Raw genomic sequence first — 23,985 nt, 5'->3', positions numbered from 1 at the left:
AGACACATGCTATACCTGCAAAGCCGCACCTGCCAACTGTGCGGCTTTGTGGTTTACAGGCACTTGCGAACAAATCAAACACAATGGAGTAAAACGAATGATACACTGTATACCAATCAAAAAAAATAAAACACTATGAAACTATCCCGACTCATCCTCCTGTCTGTTTTCGGCATGGCCACGATGGGCGCTTCCTGCAGCGAGGAGGCCGCTACCCAACAGGACAACGACCAGCAGGAACCCGTAGCCACCACGCCGGAGGACTGCCAGCCGATCGACATGGGCACCGCGAATGCACCGGACCAGAAGCCGACCTTCGAGGGCCAGACCCGCGCCTGTGCGATCAAATCTGAAACAGCTTTTGACGTGCAGGTGCTCACCAAGAACCTCGAAAAACCCTGGGCCATTGAGCCCCTGCCAGACGGCAACCTGCTGGTGACCGAAAAGCCAGGCCGCATGCGCATTGTATCGGCCACCGGACAGATCGGCAACCCCATTGCAGGTATACCGAAGGTGGACGCCCGCGGACAGGGCGGCCTGCTGGACGTGGCCCTCGGCCCCAAATTTGACTCCGACCGCATGATCTACTGGAGTTACACCGAGCCCCGCCAGGGAGGCAACGCCACCAGCGTAGCCCGCGGGGTACTCTCAGAGGACCGTTCGCGTGTGGAGAATGTGCAGGTGATCTTCCAGGCGCAACCCACTTACGACGGCACGATGCACTATGGCTCCCGCCTCAACTTCGGCCCAGACGGCATGCTGTACATCACACTGGGCGAGCGCTCTGATATCGAGATTCGTCCGCAGGCGCAGCAAATGAACAGCCACATGGGCAAGACCATCCGCATTGCACCGGATGGCAAAGTACCGAACGACAACCCCTTCGTGAACAAGGAAAACCACCTGCCGGAGATCTGGTCTGTCGGACACCGCAACGTGCAGGCCGCCACCTTCAACGATGCAGGTGAGTTTTGGATCGTGGACCATGGACCGCAGGGTGGCGATGAAGTGAACAAAGTGGAGAAAGGCAAAAACTACGGCTGGCCTACGGTAACTTTCGGGGAGGAATACTCCGGTGCACCCGTACCGAATGCCGTTACCACTAAAGAGGGTTTTGTAGATCCGGTTTATTACTGGGACCCTGTTATTGCCCCGTCTGGAGCGCAGTTCTATACGGGCAGTGCTTTTCCGGAGTGGAAGGGGAACCTGTTTGTAGGCGGCCTTCGTGCGCAAGCGCTGGTGCGCCTGCGCATCGAGAACAACCGCGTGACCGGCGAGGAGCACCTCCTCAAAGACCGCGACCAGCGGGTACGTGACGTACGCCAAGGCCCGGACGGAGCGCTATACGTTGTTACCGACAAAGAAAACGGTGAACTCTGGAAGATTACGCCCAAACAGTAAACTCCGCTAAAATGCAGCAACGAAAAAGGACAGGTATACGCCTGTCCTTTTTCTATTTAATATTGATCCGGCTGCTTACCGCTGCGACACCGGAAGCGTCACCCGCAGCATATCCCAGGTGATCTGGATACTGCCTTCGCCGCCATCTCCCGATATGATTTCGTAGCGTAGTCTTTCCTGCTTGGTTGGTGCTACCTCCGGCTTCACCGTAAAGCGGAGCACATCCTCTGTGTCGGTGTAGTCGTCAGCCAGGTGCTGCTCCCAGTTTTTGTTGATGATGATCGTCCACTCCTGCTCACCGGGTATGGTGAACAAAGCGTACTTACCGGCAGGCAACTCTTTCCCGCCTATCGTGATGTCCTTGTCGGTCATGATGCTGGTGGCCGCGTGGGCGCCCGTCACCCATACCTGGTTGTAAGCCACCAGTCCGCCCCAGATCTGGCGTCCGCGCACCGCCGGTGAGTAATAAGCGATGGTCAGATGCGCATCGCCGATCATGCCGTGGGCCTCCGCCTTCAGACTGCCTTTCAGGGTATCCGGCTCTGCCTGCACGCCGATGATGTTGGCGCCTTCGCTTGGTTGCATGTTATGCCCGACGTGGTTTTCCTGTGCTGCAGGGGTTTCCTGTTCTTGTTCCTGCTCCTGTTCTGGCTGATTGCAATAGGTTAGCGTGGCGCTTAGAAAAAGGGCCAATAGGCTTCTAGAGACTGTAGAGTTTATCATAATTAGAATTTAAGGTGATTATTGTTCTTAACAGGCGCAATTCGATAGGTTTATCGTGCCCAAAACTACAAACTTTAAATACCCTTAGGTATAGCAGCTGGTTTTTATTCCTGAATCAGGCTGAAAACGCCGCTCCAAAGCTACGCTATTTCATTCTTTCTAAAATAGCCTTCATCTCAGCTATTTCCTTTTCCTGCGATTCAATAATTTGTTCCGTTAGTTTCTTTACTTCAGGGTCAGAAATATTTGCCTCCTGGCTCACTAGAATTGCAGACGAGTGGTGTGGGATCATGGACCTCAGAAACTGCTTATCATCAACCAAAGTTTGGTTTCTGAGCAGTAAAAAAGCTCCTACCAATACAACCAGGCTCACTCCAACTATGATCGTGTTCAGCTTTTTATTTTTATACATCGAGGTCATAAATCCCAACATGACTAGCGCCATGGGTGCGACCATGAGCAGTGCCATATAAAGACGGTTCATGTTGAGGTATACATGATCGAATTTGTCTGCATTCAGAAACATCACCCCGTACATGATTACGAAAGAGACTCCCAGCATGAGGAAGAATTTCATATAGTTTCCCTTTTCTATTTGATTCATTTTTTCTCTTGGTTCGTGATGCCTTAATAGCACCGGCTACGTGCCATAAAGCATACAATTAATATATACGCTTTGCTTTGTAAATTTATAAATTGATTCTACCCTATCCCTCAAACTTGCTAGTATATAAAAGTGAGGCCGGCTCCATACTTCATGTCGCTGTCGTAGTGAGTGGATAACGACACATACTTGGTTACAATGTAGCGCAAACCGGCCATGTACTCTTTATCGGTGTTCCCCATCAGGTTCAGGCGCAGGCGGCTGGTAAGCGGCACATCATCGCGTCGCAACTGGAAACGCAATTTCCCCTTCGTGTCAATTCTCGCTTCCGACACGATCAGCATGGGCAAGGTATACTGCACCCCCGCTACGGCCACTTTTCGGTTATCCTGGTTGCTCAGTTGGCCAAACATGTTTTTCTCAGGCTCATTCTCTACGCTGTTGTAGTGATAATCGAAGCCTACGAAGGGGAACAGCCACTGCATTTTGCCAATATAACGTCCAAAGTATGTTTCGCTTTCTATACCATACTCTTTCTTAAAACCGATTCGCCACTCAGTGGAAAGCTGGTAACGAGAGCTACCCAGTATAAACTCTCCGTCGCTGCCATTGCTTTCCAACCCTACTTCCGCAGAAGGCAGGAAAATCTTGTCTTCCCGGTTGAACATTTTCTGGGCTAGCTTAGGATTTGGAAGTTCCGGATTTGGTGGTGAGTTCTGGTAGGTGAACACGCGACCCATACCGGCCATCATGTGGTAGAGTATGTGGCAGTGGAAAAACCAGTCACCGCTCTCTGAGGCGGCAAACTCAATCGTGTCCGTCTCCATCGGCAAAATGTCCAGCACATTTTTCAGGGGAGCATATTCGCCCTGCTTGTTCAATACCCGGAAATCGTGGCCGTGCAGGTGCATGGGATGGCGCATCATGGAGTTGTTGAACATGATGATTCTTACGTTCTCCCCCTTTTTTATCAGTATCCTGTCAGACTCTGACACCGTCTTGTTGTCCATGGTCCATACATAGCGGTTCATGTTACCGGTGAGTTCAAAACGCAATTCTTTTATGGGTCCGGGTCTGAGCGTTGTTTTCTCAGGAGCGCGCAGCATGCCATAGTTCAGGGTTAGGATTTCGGAGTTGCTACCGCTCATGTTTTGCATATCGTGCCTTTTCATGTCATGGCCCTGGTGTGCGGTGGTGTCGACCTGCTGCTTCACTTGCATGCTGCTATCGGTTGCGGTTTTCAACTCGTCGCTTACGTGCATGCTGTGGTCCTGCCCAGAAACTTCCGGGTACATCACGCTGTTCATGTCCATTTGCTGGTTGCTCATTTCCATGCCCATCGGCTCCATGTCCCCGTTCAGCTTCATCATGTCGTTCATCATCTTCATGCCCTCAAAGTAGTTCAGTTTGCCCAAGCGCTGCGCCTTCATTTTCATGCCCCTGCCCAGCCACAGCGAAGTGGTATTGGAACGGTCTTCGGCTGTTGCCAGAAACTCATATTGCATGTTCTCAGGTATGGTCACCAGCAAGTCGTAGGTTTCAGCAGGCGCAATAATCAGGCGGTCCACCTCCACAGGCGACACATCGTTGCCATCGTTGCCCACCACCGTTATTTTGCCACCCGAGTAGGTCAGCCAGAAGTAAGTGGAAGCGCCGCCATTCACGACCCGGAGCTTCACCACATCCCCAGCCGTAAAATGCGTTTGCTCGGCAATACCCTGCCCATTGGTCAGGAACTTCTCATACGCCACGTCGCTCACATCCATCGCTTCCATCCGCTTCCACTCATTTTTGAGTTTGGTGCCAAAGTAGCCTTTACTGATTGCCTCCGCATAGCCCTGCGTCGCACCTTTCTGGATAGAGAACCAATCGTTGGCGCTGCGTAACGAGCGGTACACTTCCTTCGGGTTCATATCGGTCCAGTCGCTGAGTACGATAGGTATAGCCGGCATATCCGGTTCATTTACTTTGTTAAAGATCAGGGCACCGTACATTCCGCTCTGTTCCTGAAAGGCGCTATGGCTGTGATACCAATATGTACCATTTTGGATGATCGGGAATTTGTAGAGGTAAGTAGAGTGAGGCTTGATGGGTTTTTGGGTAAGCCAGGGAACCCCGTCGAAACGGTTGGGCAGAAACACGCCATGCCAGTGTATGGAAGTTTCCACGTCCATCTCATTGTGCACGTAAATTTCGGCTGTATCGCCCTGTGTAAAGGTTAAGGCTGGTGCCGGAATGCTGCCGTTAATGGCCACGGCTCTTCTGGTTTTTCCGGTGAAGTTGACCAAGGTATCCCGCACATACAAATAGTAGCGCACCGTCCGCGGCACATGCCTTTGACCCGGGCTCTCCGGCTCATGCCCCGCTTTATGGACAGGTTTCTCTATTTCCTCAGGGTTCTGAACAGGTGTGACAGGGTCTTTCTTTGTCGGCTTCGCCTGATGCTGAACAGGTTTTGCATTTTGTTGCTGCACCGGTTTTTTAGCCGGTGTGGCAGGTTTGGCTTTCATAGCTTTTTTGGGCGTAGCCTGTTCTTGCTTTGCGGGGGCTTTTGGTTTTTGCTTTACCAGCGTCATGCCGCACTTGGGACATTTGCCCGGCTTTGTGCTTTGCACTTCGGGATGCATGGGGCAGGTATAGATTTCCGTCTGCTGTTGCTGGATTGGTTTGTGGAGCTCATGCTGCGCGTAAGTAAAGGGAACGGTACCGAGCAGAAGCAGTATGATCAAAAGCTGATACATTTTTGTCTTTCATTTATGTATGAAGAGGGCTATTCATAGCGCCTTTTATAGTAGAGGTCAGCATAAAAAATCACCCTGACCGCTACTATAAATTATAGAGCAATCAGGGTGATGCTTAGTTTATGCTTTTCGTCAGCATGCAAGGTAATTATGCCTGCTGGCATGCCTGCTCGCAACGGCGGCAAGCCTCGGCGCACATCTGGCAATGGTCGTGCTTGTGCTTGGCACACTCTTCGCCACACTCGCGACACACTCGGGCGCACAGGTCCAGCACTTCTCGCTTCAAAGTAGAGTCACGTGATACATAATCCAGCGCCATTTTACAAATAGCGGCGCAGTCCATATCGAGTCGGATGCAACGCTCCATCATTTTCACATCATCTTCCTGCAGGCAAGAAACGGCACAGTAGTTACAAGTAGCGGCACATTCTGCCAGCGCGCTTATAAGTTCTCTATTCATAGTTGCGTTCATAGTAAGTGTTGTTTGGTTATAAGTTTTCTCTTATACCTGATACTTTACAGATCAGTTTTACAGATTTTTAACTAATTTTTATAGATAACATCTGCAGCTTCTTCTAAAACCCCAAGAAATCGCGTGCAAATAAAAAAGTAAGGCTATGGTAATTTAAGCTGTAGTAAGCCACTCTTGTTGATATTCCTATCCTTTACATTTTTAAAGCCGTACAAATCATGACTGGCATAAAAGAGTGTCAGTACTAAGTCCAAAACAGACATAATAGATGGTAGACACTGACTGTGAGCAGTTGATGACGCTCTATATAAAAAACATGGTGTGCCCCCGGTGCATCAAAGTAGTTAGGGACGAATTACAGGCAATTAGTCTGACAGTAAAAGAAGTTGTTTTAGGTCGGGCTATTATTTTCAGACCTGAAAATGTTTCGGTAGAAGATATTCACAAAGTCCTGGTCAGAAATGGATTCGACTTGATTCAGGATGACCAGTCAAAACTAGTAGAACAAACAAAGATTATTATTATAAACCTGTTCTATAAGGACAATCCTGAGCAAAACATGAGCTCTATTTCACAATACCTATCTGGTGTTTTAAAGAGAGACTATACTTACATCAGCACCACGTTCAAAGCCATGGAAAAGATACCGCTCAGCCGTTATATCATTTTGCAGAAAGTGGAGCGCGCTAAAGAATTACTTGAGTACAATGAGCAAAATGTAAGCGAGATTTCCAGCCTATTGGGGTATAAAAGTGTGCAGCATTTCTCTTCCCAATTCAAAGAAGTAACAGGCTTAAACCCACTGAAGTACCGCAACCAGCAACTTTACCACCGGCAACCGATCTGTGCTATCCAGGATTTGAAAGAGACTTTGTCAGAATCAGAATAAAAATATGATCACTGTATAACATCCATACACAATATGAACTATAACAACTATCCCACCCTTTCCGGCGCATTGAATGAGCTCAAGCAAAAAGGGTATACCGAAGATTTCAACCTGAAAGAAAACTGCATCGTCTGCTCCACCAGATCGCTGGAGCTGAAACCTGAGGAATTTTATATTGATGAAGTACACCGCTTCGAGGGCATGAGCAATCCGGATGACAACTCGGTGATCTACGCCATCTCTACCTCACATGGAGTGAAAGGCGTACTGGTAGATGCCTATGGCGCTTATGCTGAAGCGATCACCCCTGAAATGGCAAAGAAGTTGCGGGCATAAAACTCTAGAAAACGTGAACCACGACCACCATCAGCACCATGCGAACAACCAGCATCCGCACGCACAGCAGCAGAAGGACAAGGTAACGGAAAGGCTGGCGGAAAAGACGCTGCACGGGCACGAACAAGCCATGCACGAAGACACCAGCGGGCACCCGCCACACGGGGCGCACGGCCACGACCATCACCGCATGATGATAGAGGACTTTAAAAAGCGCTTCTGGATTTCACTTGCACTTTCTATACCCGTCATCCTCCTGAGTCCGATGGTGCAGCACATCCTGGGTTTTACACTGGACGTGCCCTTCGGGATGTACATCGCTTTCGTGCTCTCCTCCATCATCTATTTCTATGGTGGCTGGCCATTCCTGACGGGTCTAGTAGAGGAGGTAAAAAAGGGCGTACCGGGCATGATGACGCTGATCGGGGTGGCTATTACGGTGGCGTACCTTTACAGTTCCGCTATTGTGTTCGGGCTGGAGGGCATGGACTTCTTCTGGGAGCTGGCCACGCTGATCGTGATCATGCTGCTCGGGCACTGGATCGAAATGCGCTCCGTGCTGGGCGCCTCCAAAGCATTGGAGCTGCTGGTGAGCATGATGCCGGCCGAGGCCATGCTGATCCGGGATGGAGAGACGGTGCGGGTGCGCATCGAAGAGCTGCAGAAGGGAGACCTGATTCTAATAAAGCCCGGTGAGAAAGTACCGGCCGATGGTGTGGTGGAAGAGGGTGAAAGTCACCTGAATGAGAGCATGCTCACGGGAGAGAGCAAACCGGTTAAAAAGGCGAAAGACGACAAGGTGATCGGCGGCTCCATTAACGGCAACGGCGCCCTTCGGGTACGTGTGGAGTTTACCGGCAAGGAGAGCTATCTCAACAAAGTGATCAAGCTGGTGCAGGATGCACAGAAAACGAAATCTGATACGCAGCGCCTGGCAGACCGCGCCGCCAAATGGCTGACCTACGTGGCCCTGACCGCCGGCTTCGGCACCTTTGCCGTGTGGCTTCTACTTGGGCAGGACCTGGCTTTTGCACTGGAGCGTATGGTGACGGTCATGGTAATTTCCTGTCCGCATGCGCTGGGGCTGGCCGTGCCGCTGGTAGTGGCCATCTCCACCGCGGTGTCTGCCAACAATGGCCTGCTCATACGCAACCGCACCGCTTTCGAAAACGCCCGCCTCATCACCACCGTCATCTTCGACAAGACCGGCACCCTCACCCAGGGCTCGCATGAAATCGCCGCCGTCGTGACATTTGACAAAGCCGTTGACGAGCGGGAAATGCTGCGACTGGCAGCCGGTGTAGAGCAGAACTCCGAGCACTTTATTGCCCAGAGCATCCTCCGGAAAATGAAAGACGAAGGTATAGCCGTGCCGCCTGCGCAGTCCTTCAACTACCTGCCCGGCAAAGGGCTGGAAGGTATAGTAGAGGGCAAGGATGTCAAGGTGGTAGGCCCCAACTATCTTAAAGAGTTTAACATGCAGGTGCCGGCCAGTGAGGCCGAAGAAGGCGTTGAGACGGTAGTTTACACGCTTGTAGACGCAAAGCCTGTTGGTTACATTACGATGCGCGACCAGATACGGGAGGAATCGGCCGAGGCCATCCGGGTGCTGAAAGCGAACGGCATTAAGAACCTGCTGCTGACCGGCGACAATGAGCGGGTAGCTAAAAGCGTGAGCGACAAATTGCAGATGGACGGCTTCCTGGCCAACGTGCTCCCGCACCAGAAGCAGGAGAAAGTGAAAGAGCTGCAGGCCAAAGGCGAGTTTGTGGCCATGACGGGTGACGGTGTGAACGATGCCCCTGCCCTGGCGCAGGCCGATGTAGGGATAGCCGTTGGCTCCGGAACAGACGTAGCCGCCGAAACCGCAGACATCATCCTGGTCAACAGCAATCCGCAGGACATTGCCTCGCTCATCCTCTTCGGGAAGGCCACCTACCGCAAAATGATTCAGAACCTGATCTGGGCAACCGGGTATAACGTCATCGCACTGCCACTGGCCGCCGGTGTACTCTACAACCAGGGCATCATGGTGTCGCCTGCCGTAGGTGCGGCGCTGATGAGTCTGAGCACGGTGATCGTGGCCATCAACGCACAATTGCTGCGACGGCAGATCAAGTAGCAGAAGTTGACGTGCTTATTTTAAACAAAGGAAATAAAACCATGAAGAAAACCTTACTCCCCCTCCTATCGCTTGTGCTGCTCTGCATGAGTGGCTGCCAACAGTCAGACAATGTGCAGGACATGCTGCGCGACGAAGAGGAACGCCAACAGGTATACACCACCATACTGGGAGATGAGCAGATGCGAAACGAACTGATGGCGCAAATGCGGGACCAGAACATGGGGGCGGGTATGATGCGCGGCGGTATGATGCAGGGAGGTATGATAGGCGACACGACCGGTATGGTTAACCTGCACCGCCAGCAAGTGCAGCAGCACATGAAACAGATGATGACCCTGTGTGACTCCGACACGGTTGCCTGCAACGAGATGGCCCGCCTGATGCTCCAGCACCAGGGTATGATGGGCAGTATGATGCAGCGCATGCAGCAGCAGGGTATGATCGATAGCACCCACATGAACCGGATGCGCCGGGGGATGAACCGTTAGCGCCTGCCTGCCACGACAACATTTTTCAGAACCCCGTGTTGTCTTAAAAAGTAAAACAGGTACTGATTGCGCACCCCCACTCACTGTTTATGCAGATACTCTATGCGATTGCAGGTATAGCCCTCATCTTTTTTGTGTTCAAAGACCTGATCACGACTACCCTCTCGTTTCAGGGAGGCGGGCATTTGACGAATTTTATTGCGGAAAACACCTGGCGTCTGTGCCTGAAACTGGCTGGAAACGACGGCAAAAAGAAAATGCTGGAGCGGGTGGGCCACATGCTGCTGATCCTCATCATTACGTCGTGGGTGGCCGGTATGTGGCTGGGATCTTTTCTGCTGCTCCTCTCCGACCCGGGCTCGGTCCTGAACAGTACGACCGATGCGATTACCACAGCCTCCGAGAAGCTCTACTTTGCCGGCTATACCCTGTCCACCATGGGCAATGGCGACTACAAGCCGGGCAGCACGCTGTGGGACATTGTGGCCAACTTGCTGGCCTTTAGCGGACTTGCCTTCATCACGGTTTCCATCACCTACATCATGCCGGTGCTGTCAGCGGTTATCCTGCAGGTGAAACTGAGTGTGTTCCTCAACAGCCTGGGCAACTCGCCCCAGCAGATGCTGCTGAACAGTTGGAACGGGAAAAACTTTGACCGGCTGCTCAGGCACGATGCCGACCTGGCAGACATGATCACACAACACAGCCAGAACCACAAGGCCTACCCCATCATCCACTACTTTCACAGCATCGAGCAGCGGCAGTCCGTCATCCTCAACCTCGCTATATTCGACGAAGCCATTAACTTTCTTAAGTTTGGGGTGCAGGACGAGGCCAGACCTTCTGATGCTGAATTGCTGACCATCAGGGGGGCGCAGGATTTCTACCTGCACATACTGGAGCGACACCACAAAAACGAAGAGCAGGAGCCCTATACTTTTCCGGAAATGAACTGGGATGCCCTGATCGAAGCGGGAATTCCTCTGAAAACAGAACGCCTGGGTGCCTTCCACTCGGCAGAAACCTTCAAGGAACGGCGCGAGACCCTCACCTATTTGCTGTACCAGGATGGCTGGAGCTGGAAAGACATCTACCGTGCTGATCCGGTATAGGTATGGCATCAAAAAAATTTGTCATTTTTTTTTGAATTGACTTACATTAATCGTAATTTTACGATTATAAAACGAACACATGGGACTTTCCAAGACAGAACAATTTACAGACGAAGAGATTCTGATCGCCCGCTTTGCCAAAGCATTGGGCCATCCGGCTCGTATTGCCATTTTGCGTGTGCTGCTCGAGCGCAAGGCTTGCATCTGTGGCGACATCGTGGATGAACTGCCGCTATCGCAGTCCACTGTATCGCAGCATTTGAAAGAGCTGAAGGAAGCGGGTCTGATTCAGGGAGACATTGACGGCAAAAAGGTATGCTACTGCATCAACGAGCAGGTATGGAAGCAGGCCCAGGAGACACTGGGTATTTTGTTCCAAAGCTACACGGCTAGCGACACCAGTTGCTGCTAAAAAAATTTAATTTAATTGATCGTAATTTACCGATAAATAAAAGTTAAAAACTATGAACAAGGCAGAAGAACTAAAAAAAATAGTGCGCGACAAGTACAGCGAGATCGCGCTGCAAAGCAAAGAGCAGAACGAAGCCTCCTGCTGCGGGGCCACTGGCTGCGGCACCGTGGACTACGCTATTTTTGCTGATAATTATACCGAGTTGGAAGGCTACAATCCGGATGCGGACCTCGGCCTTGGCTGCGGCGTACCTACCGAGTTTGCGCAGATCAGGAAAGGTGATACGGTCGTTGACCTGGGCTCAGGCGCCGGCAACGACTGCTTTGTGTCCCGCGCCCTGGTAGGCGAAGGCGGGAAGGTGATTGGCGTGGATATGACCGAGGCCATGATCGCCAAGGCCCGTGAAAATGCCGACAAGCTGGGATTCAACAACGTGGAGTTTAGACAGGGCGAGATCGAAGCGCTGCCGATTGCGGCGAACCGTGCCGATGTGGTGATCAGCAACTGCGTGCTCAACCTGGTGCCGGACAAGCGCAAGGCCTTTGCCGAGACTTTCCGCGTACTGAAGCCAGGCGGTCACTTCAGCATTTCGGATGTGGTGCTGGTGGGTGATCTGCCGGAGGGCATCGTGCAGGCCAGCGAGATGTACGCCGGCTGCGTATCAGGTGCGATTCAGAAAGACGAATACCTGCAGATCATCCGGGAAGTGGGTTTTGAGAACATCACCGTGCAGAAAGAGAAAGCGATCCATGTGCCGGACGAGATCCTGCAGGACTACCTCGATGCCGCAGGTATAAAGGCTTTCAGAGAGAGCAGCACCGGCATCTACAGCATCACGGTATACGGCAGCAAGCCGATCGAAAACCTGGCCTGTGCACCGGGTAGCGGTTGCTGCTAGGCACCTATGACTATAAAAACCAGACGGGAGTAGCCAACCTATGCAGCTGGCTACTCCCGTCTGGTTTTAGCAGGGCATCCGTCAGGGGGCGGCTGACAGCGTGGACATGATCAGGATGATCAGGCCTAGTTGTATGCCGGCGCCGATGCCCACTCCCGCCAGGGCCTTTCCCCTCTTCTTGCGGGCGGCCTGCTCTTTATACCCGTTCAGGTAGGCCTGGTCTTCCAGCATACGGATATCAGACACGCGGTCTGCCTTTACTTTGGGTGGAGTGGCTCCAATGACCAGACTGCCGGCTAAGCCGATCGGGAACATCACCATCGAACTGGCAGCTGATCCCCACATGGCGCCATTGCCTTTGTAGTACTGCTTTGCATCCGCTACACCCAGCGCATGCAGTTGCTCGGGCGTCATACCTTCTGTCAACACGCCGAGGGTATCTGCTACATGCTGCTCAAAAACCTCTTTCGTTCCGTTCTCAAACTTCACCATAAACACTTCGGCTTTTGGCATCCGCCGCGTTATACCTGACAGCGAGTCCGGGTGTTGGTAAAGGACCTCGTGCAGGGTTATTTCCAATACACGGGCAGCTAGCTCCTCTCCCGAAACTTTCACGATGATATCCTGTGCCAGCAGCACCTGCTGCATTCCCAAGAACACGATAAGCAGTAGAAACTTTTTCATGACATGACAGCTTAGTATTTGCGTGAGTTAAAGCCAAAGAGCAGACTGAAGCGAGCACCGTCCTTAGAAGGTGCCACAGCAAAATTGACCGGAAAATTAACTCCCTGACTCTGGAAATTGGTACCAACGGCCAGCACGATTCCTGCTCCACCCAGCGACACATTCGGACCGAGTCCAAACTCGAGCCCCTTTGCCCCTCTTATACCTACCAGCGCACTCAGGCTCGGCAGAAACTTGCCCTGCTCCAGCCCCCCGATCAGCGGCACAAATTCAAACAGCCCGGAGGTGCCGTTTTCGAGCGTAAACACCCGCGTTTCAAACTGCCAGCCAAACTGGGTCATAAAGGCATTTACATTGGTATCATAGTCACTGCTGATGTGATCGATGTACTTCTGGCTGAGGACAGTGAAACCCAGTCGCGGTCCGCCAAGCTTCAGGTTCTCCCGCGGATACCCCGTGCGTTGTGCGTACACCGGCTGTTGCACGGCAGGGCGCATCTCGTTCATGGTCACCTTGGTCCCGTTCTCATACTTGATCATAAATACATCACTTTTGGCAATAGAAATAACGGGTCCTTCCAGGTTGTCGAAGCGCTTGTACTTGACCTCCTCCAGATTGATCTCCAGCACTTTGACTTCCAGTTCGTCGCCGTTGCGTTTGATGAGGACGTCCTGCGCCTGGCCGGCAAAGTAAAGGAGGCAGGCAATAAATGTGAGCAATAGATTTTTCATGATCGATGTGTGTTTAGGTGTATGATTTTTTTTCTCTGTTTTAATAGATCAAACCTACAACACACCAGCAGGTATAGAAAGCCAGCAAATCGATTTCAAGGACTTTTAAAATTTAATTTATAGGCTCGTATATTATTAGCATACAATCATTTATATTCACACTATCAGACTTTATAAATTTTAAAATCTGTTGTTTTTACACTCATATTTTTACCCAATAGTCTGGTTTTTGGCTCGGGGTCATGTTGCAGAAACGCTATACCTTGATTCAGCTTATGACCAGCAAGATGCTGAGCCAGATGTTTTTTAGCTATATAAGATAAGACCAGGCTCTCAGTCTGTTCGAAATTATGTTCTGAGAAGAACGCTCTTATAACAGTAGCTTAAGCAAAAACTACTAACGGGGTGTATACCTCTCATTACCAGGATCCTTTCAGGATGACAAATAGAGTAGAAAAAGACGACCTTACACTACGATGGACGATCTCAAGATAACGCTGGAAACGCTCGGTGAGGAAGACCGTCGCGAGCTTGGCATTTTCATTCAGCGACAGAAAAAGAAGAAGAGCCGAAAGGACCTTGCGTTGTATAAACTCTTACTGCAAGACAAGCACTATACGCCGGAACAACTGATCGCCCGTCTATACCCTGAGGACCCGAATCCGGTCGCCTACTACGCGCTCCGTAAGCGGCTGACCCGCCACCTCACCGACTTCATCATGCTCAAACGGATGGAGCAGGATAGCACCTCTGCTTCCACGATCATGGGTTTGCTCTCGCTCTCCCGTTACCTCTTCGACGCGCAGGTAGAGCGACTGGCCTGGCACTACCTGCTCAAGGCCGAAAAGCTCGCTGCAGCCAACGAACAGTACGACCTGCTCAACACCATCTACAACCTGCAGATCGAGCGGGCAGACAGTGCGTTTGCCGGAGACCTGGACCGGATCATCGAGAAGCGCAGTCTGAACAAACTGGCCGCCGACGAAGTGGAGCGTGCCAACATCGCCAGCAGCATCATTAGCCAACGCCTGCAGGCTGTCCGGCGACAGGGCAGCGACCTGCACTTCGACCGGATCATACAGGAGGTGCTCAGCAGCTACAACCTGACCGAGGCCGTGAGCAAGCGCCCCCAGTTGCTTTATAAACTGATGTCCATCGCCCGTAGCGCCGTGCTCGCCCGCAAAGAATTTCTGACCTTTGAACCCTTTATCATCAGCCAGTACCAGGAAACGGAACAGAAATACGGCTTCATCAAGGCGCACCAGTTTTACAAGCTCAGCCTCCTGTATATGATCGCGCACGTGCTCTACCGGAACAAGAAGTTCGTAGAGTCGATCCACTACCTGGCAGCCTTGCACAGCAGTATGAGTGGCGACGGCAAAAACCACTACGCGACTTTTTATCCGCGCTACATTTTTCTGATGGTGGCCAACCTGGTCTTTCTGCGCAACAACGCAGAGGCCATCGGGCTGATGGAGAAACTGCTCTACAAAAGCAAGGTGCAATTGAGTCAGCGCGACCAGCTGACTGCCTTGCTGGGTTTGAGCTTCAACTATTTTGCGCAGGGGGCCTTTGGCAAGGCAAACCGCGTGTTGCTGGGCATTAAGCGATCAGACAAATGGCTGGAACAGACCATGGGGCGCGAGTGGGTGCTGAAGAAGAAAATGGGGGAACTGATTCTGCAGTATGAACTGGGCAACGAAGACCTGGTGCTGAACAAGATCCGGGCATTTGAGCGCACTTTCAAAGACCTGTTGCAGCAGCCGGCTTACTACAACGTGATGCAATACCTGCAACTGATCAAGCACATGGTAGACCAACCGGAGCTTGTGGCCAGCGAAGCGTTTTTTCAGCAGGTGGAGCAGAGTCTGGAGTTTGAGTCCTTTGAGAAGACCGACATACAGGCCATGAGTTTCTATGCCTGGCTCAAAGCCAAAATGCTCCGACGCCCCTACTACGATGTGCTGCTCGAACTGGCGCAAAGCGATTTGTAGCGTAAGGGTTTTGCTTTGGTTTAACACAAAAAGATGCAGCTCGCGTATGGGCTATGAGTAGGATTGCAAAAGTTAAGACACCATGGCAAAAGATAAGTATACTGTCCCTGCTCAGACCCGCATCGGGCATGTGCACCTCAAAGTAGCCGACCTGGATCGTGCACTGGCTTTTTACCGCGATTTGCTGGGCTTTGAACTCATGATGATGTACGGACCGGATGCGGCCTTTATTTCGGCAGGAGGCTACCACCATCACATCGGGCTGAACACCTGGTACAGCAAGGGAGGCACGCCGCCCCCACCAAGTAGCACCGGCCTCTTCCATACCGCCATCCTCTACCCTACCCGCAAAGACCTGGCCGCCATCCTCAAGCGCATCCGAGATGCCGGCTACCGCCTCGACGGTGCCTCTGATCATGGTGTTTCGGAAGCGCTATACCTGTCGGACCCCGACGGCAACGGTGTGGAACTCTACTGGGACAGACCACAGGAGCACTGGCCCCGCGATGAAGAAGGCAAGATCACCATGTATACGCAGCCGCTCGACCTGCAGGATTTGCTGAGTGAACTGGAAAAATAAGATTGTTGAACTTATTGATAAATGACAAAGGGGTTTTCTGCTTCGCGAGCAGAAAACCCCTTTGTCATTTATGAGATCACGGTATAGGTATAGCTTTACCCTTCAAGTTCTACAAAGTCGACGCTATGGGGCAGTTCCATAAAATGCTGCGCCAGCTCTTCCGGCAGTAGGGTTAATTTGCGCTTCAGCACATCCATCCAGGCACCTTCCACTTTGATCACGGCTGCTTTCACGCCGTTTTCCTTATAAAGTTCGTGGCGCAGCGCCCAGCGGGAGCCGTCTTTGCGACTGGCCGTCAGTTCTGTCTGGATGGTGATCTCCTCGTTAATTCCTACTTCCCGCAGGTAAGTGGTTTCTTCCCTGAACAGGATCGGCCCGATGTGCAGGCGCTGAAAGGTTTTCAAATCCATTCCCAATTCTTCAAGGGCTTCGATACGGGCCTGCGCCGCAAAGTCGGCATAGGCGGAGTGGCGCATGTGCATGTTCGCATCCAGGTGCGACCACATCACTTTATTGGTATAGGTATGAGGCATAGTTAATGAGTAATGGTGAGCATGATGTTATAATGGTAAAGTTAATCTTTGCAGGTATAACACAGGTTGTTTTTTTAAGACTTACTTTGGTAAATAAGCCAATATAACGCTATGTTTATATTCTAAATGCTAGTCTTACAGACTTATACCCCAATTTAAAAATTGTTATCGAGCGCCTATGAGAACAACTTTACTATTGATAGTCATTTTACTTGCCGCCACTACCTATTCCCGAGCCCAGATTGCCAACTTTGATCTCTATCAAAAAGTAGGGATAACGGTAGGCCTGGAGGAGGACATTGCAGTTGACTCCGAGGGAAACATATACCTGCCTCACCAAAAGTTGCAAAAGTTTACTCCTGAAGGCAAGGTTATTCATAAGGATCCCTTATGCGACATAGATTTCAGGGGTTATAATGGCTATAGAATAGCTTTCGACGAAAAAGGCAATCTATATGCACTCAGCTATTCCGTCTCAAAACTTTCTAAATACAACAAAGAAGGGAAGCTGCTTTATGAGATCGGAACAAGGGGGAAAGGTCCGGGTCAGTTCAGCTATCCGAATAATGTTAAAGTAAATTCCAAGGAAGAAATTTTTGTAGCGGACAGCGGAAATGGCCGAATTCAAAAGTTTGACAAGGAGGGAAATTTCCTGCAGGAAATTCCGCTTCTTACCGGCAGCATTAGCCTGGATGCACACGACAATTTATTCGCGCTTGACGTTCCAAATAAAAGAATCATCAAGTACTCTCCCCAGGGTGAGCAGTTACTGGTATTTGGCAACAACGAGGATGTCGGCACCAGGCTGAATGGTCCGGTTCAGCTTGATGTAGACAAGAAAACGGGGCAAGTGTATGTGTTTGACAACTTAATAAATGGTTATGGTTACAAAGGCTTCCTTGTGTTTGACGCGAACGGAAACTTTGAAAGTAAATCTATTCTGGACTCTGGGCCCGGACGCTTAATGGGATCAAGTCATTTGATAGCCATTAATCACGAAGGCAATATCCTGATAGTTGATCAAAGCCATCAAATCGGCAACAGTCAAATATTTCTTTATAATAAAAAAGGGCAATACCTGGACTCGTGGGGAAGAGAATGGTCACCAAGAGAAATTACACTGGATGAAGATGACAACATTTACATTATAAACTCTACCGGTAAGGTAACGAAGTTCGATCATGAGGGTGAGGTTGTCATGGAATTTGGATCCGCAGGTTCGGGTTGGAGCATGTCAGCTCCCAGTGCCATTTCCGTTGACATCTTTGGAAATATCTACGTCCTCAATAGTTACAAACACGGGAACGCTGGCAATGCCATCTTCAAGTTTAACAGCAAAGGACAATTTCAGCAGCGCTTCACTGATTTTGGTGATGCAAATTCGGAAAACTATTTTACTGACCTTGCACATGACGCTGCAGGGAATATGTATGTGACGGACTATTACAGCGGAGTAGTCCGCAAAATAAGCCCCCAGGGAAAATTCATCGCAAAAATTGGCAGTAGGGGTCCAGGTCCAGGCCAACTTTGGGTGCCCCAGGCTGTCGCTGTCGACCTGCTTGGAATTATTCATGTACTTGATTACAAGGGAACACGCATTCAGCAATTTGATGCCACTGGTAAATTCATCCGTGAGTTTGGCAAGTACAGTTCCAGCTATATATCATGGGACGTGGACAGTGATCTTGCACTGGATGGCAAAGGCAACATCTACGTAGCCTCGAACATTGCAGGGCTTTTTCAAATTTATAATGCTAAAGGGGAGCTTCAGCATGAGGAGAAAAGAAGCTTGGATTATGTTTCGGCTAACAGAAGTGGTTCCCGGCTGATTTTGGGAGGTCGTTATGCCAATACTTTTACTATCTATCAATCTTCTGATTATCAGGAACCTAAAAGCCTTATCACAGGATTTGTGTATCATGACGCAAACAGCAATTGTACCCTGGATACGTCTGAACAGACGCTTGCTGGTATCGTGGTGCAGGCCATGCCAGGTCCGGTTTATGCGGTAACGGGTTCGGATGGAAGCTACCAACTTAAAGTTGATCCGGGTGATTATTCACTTCAGACGATCCTACCATACCAGATTGGCAGAAAAATAAGCGCTACTTGTCCTCAGCCTGGACAACTTAAAAATGTATCTATCACCAGAGCAGGCGAAATCGTCGATGCCATCAACTTCGGCAACCGCGTCTCCCTTTCCCCTTATCTCTCTGTGAGCGTTTCCTCTACCCGAAGACGCCGCTGCTTCGAGAGCACAACGACCGTCCGTTACGTAAACTCCGGCTTCGCCACCGCCCCGGATGCTAAGGTATACCTACAGCTGCCCACAGAAGTGGAACTGCTCTCAGCCGACAAGACCTATACCCGCCTCTCGGACGGCTCCTACGAGTTTAGGGTGGGCGACCTGGCCGCCGGCCAGAGCGGCACCATCACCATTGAAGACATTGTGACCTGCGGCGACGAGTCAGTGCGGGGCCTTACCGTCTGCACACGCGCCTGGATCACGCCCTCCAACAACAAGCAGGCTGAGCCGACCCCGACCGTTTCCATCACCGGCCGCTGCAACGCCGAGACGGGGATGATCCGCTTTGTGGTGCGCAACACCGGCACGGCCGATATGACCGATCCGGGCTTATTCCGCAAGTACGCTGACGGACAGCTGGCCTCGCAGGAGCAGTTCCGCCTGGCGGCCGGCGACAGCCTCGTGCTCTGGGTGCCGGCTATGGGCTATACCTGGCGATTGGAGGCCGACCAGCCTGCCGGCAACGGCGACAACACCGCGGCCAGCGTCACGATCGAGGGTTGCCCGGGTGGAGAGGTCAGCTCGGTGAGCACGGGAATGGTTAACCTGCTGCCCGCCGATGACGAGGAGGCCGAGAAATCCGTGGAATGCATGATGATCACCGACTCCTACGACCCGAACGACAAGCTCGTGACCCCTGTGGGCCGCACCGAGGAATTCTACACGCCAACAGGCGTGGCCCTTACTTATAAGATCCGCTTCCAGAACACGGGCACCGACGTAGCCTACCGCGTGGTGGTCGTGGACACCCTCTCCGAGCACCTGGACCTGAGCACTTTGCAGCTGGGAGTCTCCTCCCACCCAAGCCGTGTGGCGGTTTCGGGCAAGGGGCAACCCGTACTGACCTGGACCTTCGACAACATCATGCTACCCGACTCTACCACAGACGAACCCGGCAGCCATGGCTACATCCTCTTCAGCATCAAGCCCAAGGCAGACCTGCCGGAGAAGACCCTCGTGGAGAACTTCGCCGACATCTTCTTCGACTTCAACTCCCCGATTCGCACCAACGTGACGCAAAACCGCATATACGACATGCCGCCAGTGATCAACGAGAGTGTGCGGGTGAACCTGGAGGACGTGCTGGCCACGCCGGGCATAACGGGCTTCTCCCCTGCCGCAGGCAGATTCGGTACAGAGGTCACCATCACCGGACAGCGCTTTTCTACAGTGGCTGCCGACAACAAGGTATACCTGAATGGAAAAGTGGCCACTGTCGTGAGCGCCACCGCCACGGAGCTGAAGGTGCTCGTGCCGACAGGTACTACTACGGGTAACCTCAAGGTCATCACGCCGGACGGGGGCATAACCTCCTCTGATAAGTTTCAGGTATACCAGCCGCCAGTGATCAGCTCCTTCAGTCCTGCGGAGGGCATGGTGGGCCAGACGGTGACGCTTACAGGCGAACATCTGCAATCCGAGCTGATCGAAAGCATTACGTTGGGTGAGTTGGCCTGTGAGATCTTAAGCAACACAGCAGGTACCATTACGGTGCGGGTGCCGACTGATGCTACAACAGACGCCTTCCAGGTCAGCACCAAAGGCGGCGAGGCGGTGAGCAACAAGACCTATACCGTGTGGTATGCCCCTGCTCTTACAGGCATAAGCAAAGAAACCGACATTGTGGGCGCAAACATTACGATCACCGGTGAGAACTTCGCCACGGACAAAGCGCGCAACATCGTGCGCTTCGGAAAGACAGCGGCTGAGGTGCTGGAAGCCAGTGCAAAGCAACTGACCGTGCGCGTGCCGGAAGGTGCAGAGACAGGCTTTATATCTGTGGAGACACCGGGTGGGAAAGCAACGGCTTCTACCTCCTTCGAAGTGATCCCGGGGCCGAAGTTCACAGCCATGCAGCCGGCCAGGGGCGCGGTGGGCACGGTGGTGGAGATCACCGGCGAGCACTTCGGCATCATGGCACAGCTGGACATAATTGATTTTAACGGGCAGGAAGCGCTGGTGCTGGAGAGCGAAGGAAACAGGTATACGGTGCGCGTACCAAGAGGCGCTTCTACCGGCAAAGTGACTATCACGGGCTACGGCGGCATCGCCCGCAGCAGCTCCGACTTTGTGGTGGAGGAGCTGGCGCCAACAGAGGCGATCAGCGTTTATCCCAATCCGAACAATGGTCAGTTCACCGTAAGCCTGCGCTATGGCGACTTTGATGTGCAGTTAATCGAGGTATACGATGCGCTGGGTAAGCGGCTACATCAGACACACATCACCGGACCAAGGCCGGAAACGGTGGAGATCAGTCTGCCAACCGCCAAAGCTGGTCTATACTTTCTGCAAATCCAGACGGAACGCGGTTTGGTCACCAAAAAGCTGACGGTACTGTAGAAGCTTTGTTTATACAAGCTTAATACAGCACTATCAGCTTGTTTTAAAAACTAAGCGGCTTCGCGTTGTTCGTCTTCAAAAGATTTGATAACGTCGTAAAGTGCAGGGCTGGCATCACGCAGATTTTCTATGACGCTGGCCAGGTTGAAAAACTTTTCGGGTTCGACTTGGGAGCTATTGGCAAAAGCTTTCAGAAGCGTGTGAAGGATTTGAGTATAATTTTCTTCAAATTCGTCTGGGTTCATAGGTAAAAGGCTAAAAGTTTACATATCAATAAGATACAAACAATACCTTAAAATAATTCGTTTGCAGCAAAAAAAAGCGCCGTGCATTTCTGCACGGCGCTTTTTTATTTTGCCTGGGTATAGCTTCTATAGTTTCTTTAACCCCTTCTGCTCCTGCTTGCTTCCCTCCTTCACGCTTACCGCTACACCACCGCCAGAGGCTAAGTGCTGCTTCAGTACGCTCTTCGAATTTACCAGCACCTTGCGGATCTGATACTTCTGCGGATTCTTGTTCCAGCTGGCATCTTTCGCATCGGCATAGATGGTCGCGATGTAGGTTTTGCCTTTTGGCAGGTAGTCGAAACGCACGTTGGCCGTGCGGGTGTTCTCGTCGGTGATGCCACCGATGTACCACTCGTTTTTGCCTTTCGCTTTGCGGGCAATCGTTACATAATCACCCGGCTCGGCTTCCAGCACCCAGGTGTCATCCCAATCAAGCGCTACGTCTTTGATGAACTGGAAGGCATCCGGGAAGCGGGTATAGTTGTCGGGAATATCTGCGGCCATTTGCAGCGGGCTGTACATGGTCACGTAGTAGGCCAGCTGCTTCACCAAGGTGGTGTTCACGCGCTGCTCACCGCCGTGGTAGTACGACAGGTCAGTCTGGAAAATACCCGGTGTGTAATCCATCGGCCCACCCATCAGGCGGGTAAACGGCAGGATGGTGGCGTGGTCCGGGGCCAGGCCGCCCATCGCTTCAAACTCAGTGCCGCGGGCAGACTCCTGCGCCAGCCAGTTCGGGAAGGTACGGTGCAAGCCGGTCGGTCGCACCGCCTCGTGGCTGTTGATCATGATCTTGTACTTGGCCGCCGTGCGGGCTACATGGTTGTAGTGATTCACCATCCACTGTCCGTCGTGGTGCTCACCGCGCGGGATGATCTTGCCCACATAGCCGGTTTTCACTGAGTTGTAACCATGGTCTTTCATGAACTGGAAAGCATCCTGCAGTCGACGCTCGTAGTTCGTGGCGGAGGCAGATGTTTCATGGTGCATCATCACGCGTACACCCTTCGACTCCGCGTATTTCTGCACCTCTTTCACATCAAAGTCAGGATAAGCGGTCACGAAATCGAATACCTCTTCTTTCCAGTTGCCGAACCAGTCTTCCCAGCCAATGTTCCAGCCCTCGATCAGCACCGCATCAAAGCCATGCTCGGCGGCAAAATCGATGTGCTTCTTCGCGTTCTCCGTCGTAGCGCCGTGGCGGCCGTTCGGGGTCAGTTTCGTGAAGTCGTCGGTCAGCTTCACGTTTGTTTCGGTGCCATAAGCCCATGAGCTCTTGCCTGCCACGAAGTACTCCCACCAGATGCCGATGTATTTCACCGGCTTGATCCAGGACACGTCTTCGTATTCGGTCGGTTCGTTCAGGTTTAGGATCAGTTTAGAGGCCAGGATGTCGGTGGCTTTGTCGCTCACCACAATGGTTCTCCAGGGCGTATGGGTTTCCGTTTGCATATAGCCCTTGTTGCCCACAGCGTCAGGCACCAGGTGCGAACTGAATTTGTAGGTTTTCGGATCCACGTTCAGTTGCATGGCCGGGTAGTTGAGCAGGGCCGCTTCGTGAATGTTGATGTAAAGTCCGTCCGATGATTTCATCATGGAAGGCGTTTGCACCGCCAGCGTTTTGATCGGAAACTGGGCATGCACATCGATCGTCGCCTTCTCCATCAGGCCCGGGATCTGCGAAATCTGCGAGGTAGTGTAGGCATACTCGTTGGTGTCGTAATCGCCAGGAATCCAGAAGATTTTGTGGTCGCCGGTCAGGTTGAATTCGGTGTGCTCTTCTTTGATGATGAAGTACTTCAGCTCATTCTGCTGCGGGAATTCGTAGCGGAAGCCCAAGCCATCGTTGAACAGACGGAAGCGGATCTGGATGTGGCGGTCCTTGTGCTCTTTTTGGTTGAGCGTCACCAGCAACTCGTTGTAGTGGTTGCGGATGGTTTTCTGCTCACCCCAAACCGGCTCCCAGGTATCATTCACACTGTTCTGCTCGGTCTTGGCTATTGCAAAACCGTTCATCATTGAAGGCACGTCCTTCATCTCAAAGCCCATCTTGCTTTGCTTGATCACCGGCTTCTTTTTGTAAGTCAGCTGGTAAGTAGGCACGCCGTTGGCGGCCAGCTCAAAGGTCATCGACAGGTTTTTGTCCGGAGAGGTAATGGTCTGCGCCTGCACCAGCACGGTGATCAGGAACAGGAACAGGAAAAGAGAAAGCCGCTGTGAGATGCGACCGATCAGGTTAGCGTTTTGGTGCATATTTTTTAGATGGTGAAATGTGAGGGACCGCTGATTGTACTCTGTCAGACCGTCACAGGTTATAAATATCTGCCTGC

20 protein-coding genes are annotated in these 23,985 nt (G+C 51.7%); 11 read left to right on the top strand and 9 right to left on the bottom strand.

The features are described 5' to 3' along the window. Positions 1-135 precede the first annotated feature (135 nt). On the top strand, positions 136-1,401 hold the full coding sequence (locus C8E01_RS05625) for a PQQ-dependent sugar dehydrogenase (protein WP_116542388.1): 1,266 nt from the start codon (positions 136-138) through the stop codon (positions 1,399-1,401). Between the two features lie 75 nt (positions 1,402-1,476). On the opposite strand, the gene C8E01_RS05620 is transcribed toward C8E01_RS05625, so the two are convergent. From C8E01_RS05620 to C8E01_RS05605, 4 genes are all read right to left on the bottom strand, one after another. Continuing rightward, positions 1,477-2,124, bottom strand: a complete 648-nt coding sequence (locus C8E01_RS05620) for a DUF2911 domain-containing protein (RefSeq protein ID WP_116542387.1) — start codon at positions 2,122-2,124, stop codon at positions 1,477-1,479. A 145-nt stretch (positions 2,125-2,269) separates the two neighbouring features. Next, positions 2,270-2,728, bottom strand: a complete 459-nt coding sequence (locus tag C8E01_RS05615) for a DUF305 domain-containing protein (RefSeq protein ID WP_243409444.1) — start codon at positions 2,726-2,728, stop codon at positions 2,270-2,272. Positions 2,729-2,847: 119 nt separating this feature from the next. Continuing rightward, positions 2,848-5,457 carry a multicopper oxidase domain-containing protein gene (locus C8E01_RS05610; RefSeq protein ID WP_243409443.1) on the bottom strand — a complete coding sequence of 870 codons (2,610 nt, stop codon included), beginning with the start codon at positions 5,455-5,457 and terminating at the stop codon, positions 2,848-2,850. Positions 5,458-5,617: 160 nt separating this feature from the next. Then, positions 5,618-5,929 (bottom strand): four-helix bundle copper-binding protein, encoded by a 312-nt coding sequence (locus C8E01_RS05605; RefSeq protein WP_243409442.1) that lies wholly within the window; start codon positions 5,927-5,929, stop codon positions 5,618-5,620. Positions 5,930-6,209: 280 nt separating this feature from the next. On the opposite strand from C8E01_RS05605, the gene C8E01_RS05600 reads away from it, so the two are divergent. From C8E01_RS05600 to C8E01_RS05570, 7 genes are all read left to right on the top strand, one after another. Continuing rightward, positions 6,210-6,830 carry an AraC family transcriptional regulator gene (locus C8E01_RS05600; RefSeq protein WP_116542384.1) on the top strand — a complete coding sequence of 207 codons (621 nt, stop codon included), beginning with the start codon at positions 6,210-6,212 and terminating at the stop codon, positions 6,828-6,830. 33 nt (positions 6,831-6,863) lie between these two features. Continuing rightward, positions 6,864-7,166 (top strand): phosphoribosylpyrophosphate synthetase, encoded by a 303-nt coding sequence (locus tag C8E01_RS05595; protein ID WP_116542383.1) that lies wholly within the window; start codon positions 6,864-6,866, stop codon positions 7,164-7,166. A gap of 190 nt (positions 7,167-7,356) precedes the next feature. Continuing rightward, a complete protein-coding gene (locus C8E01_RS05590) occupies positions 7,357-9,288 on the top strand; it encodes a copper-translocating P-type ATPase (RefSeq protein WP_116542673.1) in 1,932 nt (643 codons plus the stop codon). Between the two features lie 41 nt (positions 9,289-9,329). After that, complete coding sequence (locus tag C8E01_RS05585) at positions 9,330-9,779, top strand: hypothetical protein (RefSeq protein ID WP_116542382.1); 450 nt, start codon at positions 9,330-9,332, stop codon at positions 9,777-9,779. Between the two features lie 89 nt (positions 9,780-9,868). Next, positions 9,869-10,891, top strand: coding sequence for a potassium channel family protein (locus C8E01_RS05580; RefSeq protein WP_116542381.1), 1,023 nt, complete (start codon positions 9,869-9,871; stop codon positions 10,889-10,891). 79 nt (positions 10,892-10,970) lie between these two features. Beyond that, positions 10,971-11,303 (top strand): ArsR/SmtB family transcription factor, encoded by a 333-nt coding sequence (locus C8E01_RS05575; protein ID WP_116542380.1) that lies wholly within the window; start codon positions 10,971-10,973, stop codon positions 11,301-11,303. A gap of 52 nt (positions 11,304-11,355) precedes the next feature. Then, positions 11,356-12,201, top strand: a complete 846-nt coding sequence (locus C8E01_RS05570) for an arsenite methyltransferase (RefSeq protein WP_116542379.1) — start codon at positions 11,356-11,358, stop codon at positions 12,199-12,201. Between the two features lie 81 nt (positions 12,202-12,282). Here the strand turns inward: C8E01_RS05570 and C8E01_RS05565 are convergent, their stop codons facing one another. Together C8E01_RS05565 and C8E01_RS05560 are read right to left on the bottom strand one after the other, a co-directional pair. Beyond that, positions 12,283-12,885 carry a hypothetical protein gene (locus C8E01_RS05565; protein ID WP_116542378.1) on the bottom strand — a complete coding sequence of 201 codons (603 nt, stop codon included), beginning with the start codon at positions 12,883-12,885 and terminating at the stop codon, positions 12,283-12,285. An 11-nt stretch (positions 12,886-12,896) separates the two neighbouring features. Further along, positions 12,897-13,616 carry a hypothetical protein gene (locus tag C8E01_RS05560; protein ID WP_116542377.1) on the bottom strand — a complete coding sequence of 240 codons (720 nt, stop codon included), beginning with the start codon at positions 13,614-13,616 and terminating at the stop codon, positions 12,897-12,899. A 476-nt stretch (positions 13,617-14,092) separates the two neighbouring features. On the opposite strand from C8E01_RS05560, the gene C8E01_RS05555 reads away from it, so the two are divergent. Both C8E01_RS05555 and C8E01_RS05550 read left to right on the top strand, forming a co-directional pair. Further along, positions 14,093-15,610, top strand: a complete 1,518-nt coding sequence (locus C8E01_RS05555; RefSeq protein WP_116542376.1) for a hypothetical protein — start codon at positions 14,093-14,095, stop codon at positions 15,608-15,610. Positions 15,611-15,692: 82 nt separating this feature from the next. Further along, the gene (locus C8E01_RS05550; protein WP_116542375.1) at positions 15,693-16,190 is read left to right on the top strand and encodes a VOC family protein; all 498 of its coding nucleotides are present in this window, start codon (positions 15,693-15,695) and stop codon (positions 16,188-16,190) included. A 95-nt stretch (positions 16,191-16,285) separates the two neighbouring features. On the opposite strand, the gene C8E01_RS05545 is transcribed toward C8E01_RS05550, so the two are convergent. Beyond that, on the bottom strand, positions 16,286-16,723 hold the full coding sequence (locus C8E01_RS05545) for an acyl-CoA thioesterase (protein WP_116542374.1): 438 nt from the start codon (positions 16,721-16,723) through the stop codon (positions 16,286-16,288). Positions 16,724-16,901: 178 nt separating this feature from the next. Between C8E01_RS05545 and C8E01_RS05540 the strand changes: the two genes are divergently transcribed. After that, the gene (locus tag C8E01_RS05540; RefSeq protein WP_116542373.1) at positions 16,902-21,368 is read left to right on the top strand and encodes a DUF7619 domain-containing protein; all 4,467 of its coding nucleotides are present in this window, start codon (positions 16,902-16,904) and stop codon (positions 21,366-21,368) included. 50 nt (positions 21,369-21,418) lie between these two features. Here C8E01_RS05540 and C8E01_RS05535 read toward each other — a convergent pair whose 3' ends face one another. Both C8E01_RS05535 and C8E01_RS05530 read right to left on the bottom strand, forming a co-directional pair. After that, positions 21,419-21,613 (bottom strand): hypothetical protein, encoded by a 195-nt coding sequence (locus tag C8E01_RS05535; protein WP_116542372.1) that lies wholly within the window; start codon positions 21,611-21,613, stop codon positions 21,419-21,421. Between the two features lie 126 nt (positions 21,614-21,739). Then, positions 21,740-23,908 (bottom strand): glycoside hydrolase family 97 protein, encoded by a 2,169-nt coding sequence (locus tag C8E01_RS05530; RefSeq protein WP_116542371.1) that lies wholly within the window; start codon positions 23,906-23,908, stop codon positions 21,740-21,742. Positions 23,909-23,985 lie beyond the last annotated feature (77 nt).

Source organism: Pontibacter virosus (assembly GCF_003096355.1).
Lineage (GTDB): Bacteria > Bacteroidota > Bacteroidia > Cytophagales > Hymenobacteraceae > Pontibacter > Pontibacter virosus.
The sequence above is the reverse complement of the archived record's forward strand: the minus strand, read 5'-3'. Positions and strand labels throughout refer to the sequence as shown.

Excerpts from the sequence above, each read along its gene's own strand:
- C8E01_RS05625 (WP_116542388.1), top strand. The coding sequence starts at position 136 with ATGAAACTATCCCGACTCATCCTCCTGTCTGTTTTCGGCATGGCCACG.
- C8E01_RS05620 (WP_116542387.1), bottom strand. The coding sequence starts at position 2,124 with ATGATAAACTCTACAGTCTCTAGAAGCCTATTGGCCCTTTTTCTAAGC.
- C8E01_RS05615 (WP_243409444.1), bottom strand. The coding sequence starts at position 2,728 with ATGAATCAAATAGAAAAGGGAAACTATATGAAATTCTTCCTCATGCTG.
- C8E01_RS05605 (WP_243409442.1), bottom strand. The coding sequence starts at position 5,929 with ATGAATAGAGAACTTATAAGCGCGCTGGCAGAATGTGCCGCTACTTGT.
- C8E01_RS05600 (WP_116542384.1), top strand. The coding sequence starts at position 6,210 with ATGGTAGACACTGACTGTGAGCAGTTGATGACGCTCTATATAAAAAAC.
- C8E01_RS05595 (WP_116542383.1), top strand. The coding sequence starts at position 6,864 with ATGAACTATAACAACTATCCCACCCTTTCCGGCGCATTGAATGAGCTC.
- C8E01_RS05590 (WP_116542673.1), top strand. The coding sequence starts at position 7,357 with ATGATGATAGAGGACTTTAAAAAGCGCTTCTGGATTTCACTTGCACTT.
- C8E01_RS05585 (WP_116542382.1), top strand. The coding sequence starts at position 9,330 with ATGAAGAAAACCTTACTCCCCCTCCTATCGCTTGTGCTGCTCTGCATG.
- C8E01_RS05580 (WP_116542381.1), top strand. The coding sequence starts at position 9,869 with ATGCAGATACTCTATGCGATTGCAGGTATAGCCCTCATCTTTTTTGTG.
- C8E01_RS05575 (WP_116542380.1), top strand. The coding sequence starts at position 10,971 with ATGGGACTTTCCAAGACAGAACAATTTACAGACGAAGAGATTCTGATC.
- C8E01_RS05570 (WP_116542379.1), top strand. The coding sequence starts at position 11,356 with ATGAACAAGGCAGAAGAACTAAAAAAAATAGTGCGCGACAAGTACAGC.
- C8E01_RS05565 (WP_116542378.1), bottom strand. The coding sequence starts at position 12,885 with ATGAAAAAGTTTCTACTGCTTATCGTGTTCTTGGGAATGCAGCAGGTG.
- C8E01_RS05560 (WP_116542377.1), bottom strand. The coding sequence starts at position 13,616 with ATGAAAAATCTATTGCTCACATTTATTGCCTGCCTCCTTTACTTTGCC.
- C8E01_RS05555 (WP_116542376.1), top strand. The coding sequence starts at position 14,093 with ATGGACGATCTCAAGATAACGCTGGAAACGCTCGGTGAGGAAGACCGT.
- C8E01_RS05550 (WP_116542375.1), top strand. The coding sequence starts at position 15,693 with ATGGCAAAAGATAAGTATACTGTCCCTGCTCAGACCCGCATCGGGCAT.
- C8E01_RS05545 (WP_116542374.1), bottom strand. The coding sequence starts at position 16,723 with ATGCCTCATACCTATACCAATAAAGTGATGTGGTCGCACCTGGATGCG.
- C8E01_RS05540 (WP_116542373.1), top strand. The coding sequence starts at position 16,902 with ATGAGAACAACTTTACTATTGATAGTCATTTTACTTGCCGCCACTACC.
- C8E01_RS05535 (WP_116542372.1), bottom strand. The coding sequence starts at position 21,613 with ATGAACCCAGACGAATTTGAAGAAAATTATACTCAAATCCTTCACACG.
- C8E01_RS05530 (WP_116542371.1), bottom strand. The coding sequence starts at position 23,908 with ATGCACCAAAACGCTAACCTGATCGGTCGCATCTCACAGCGGCTTTCT.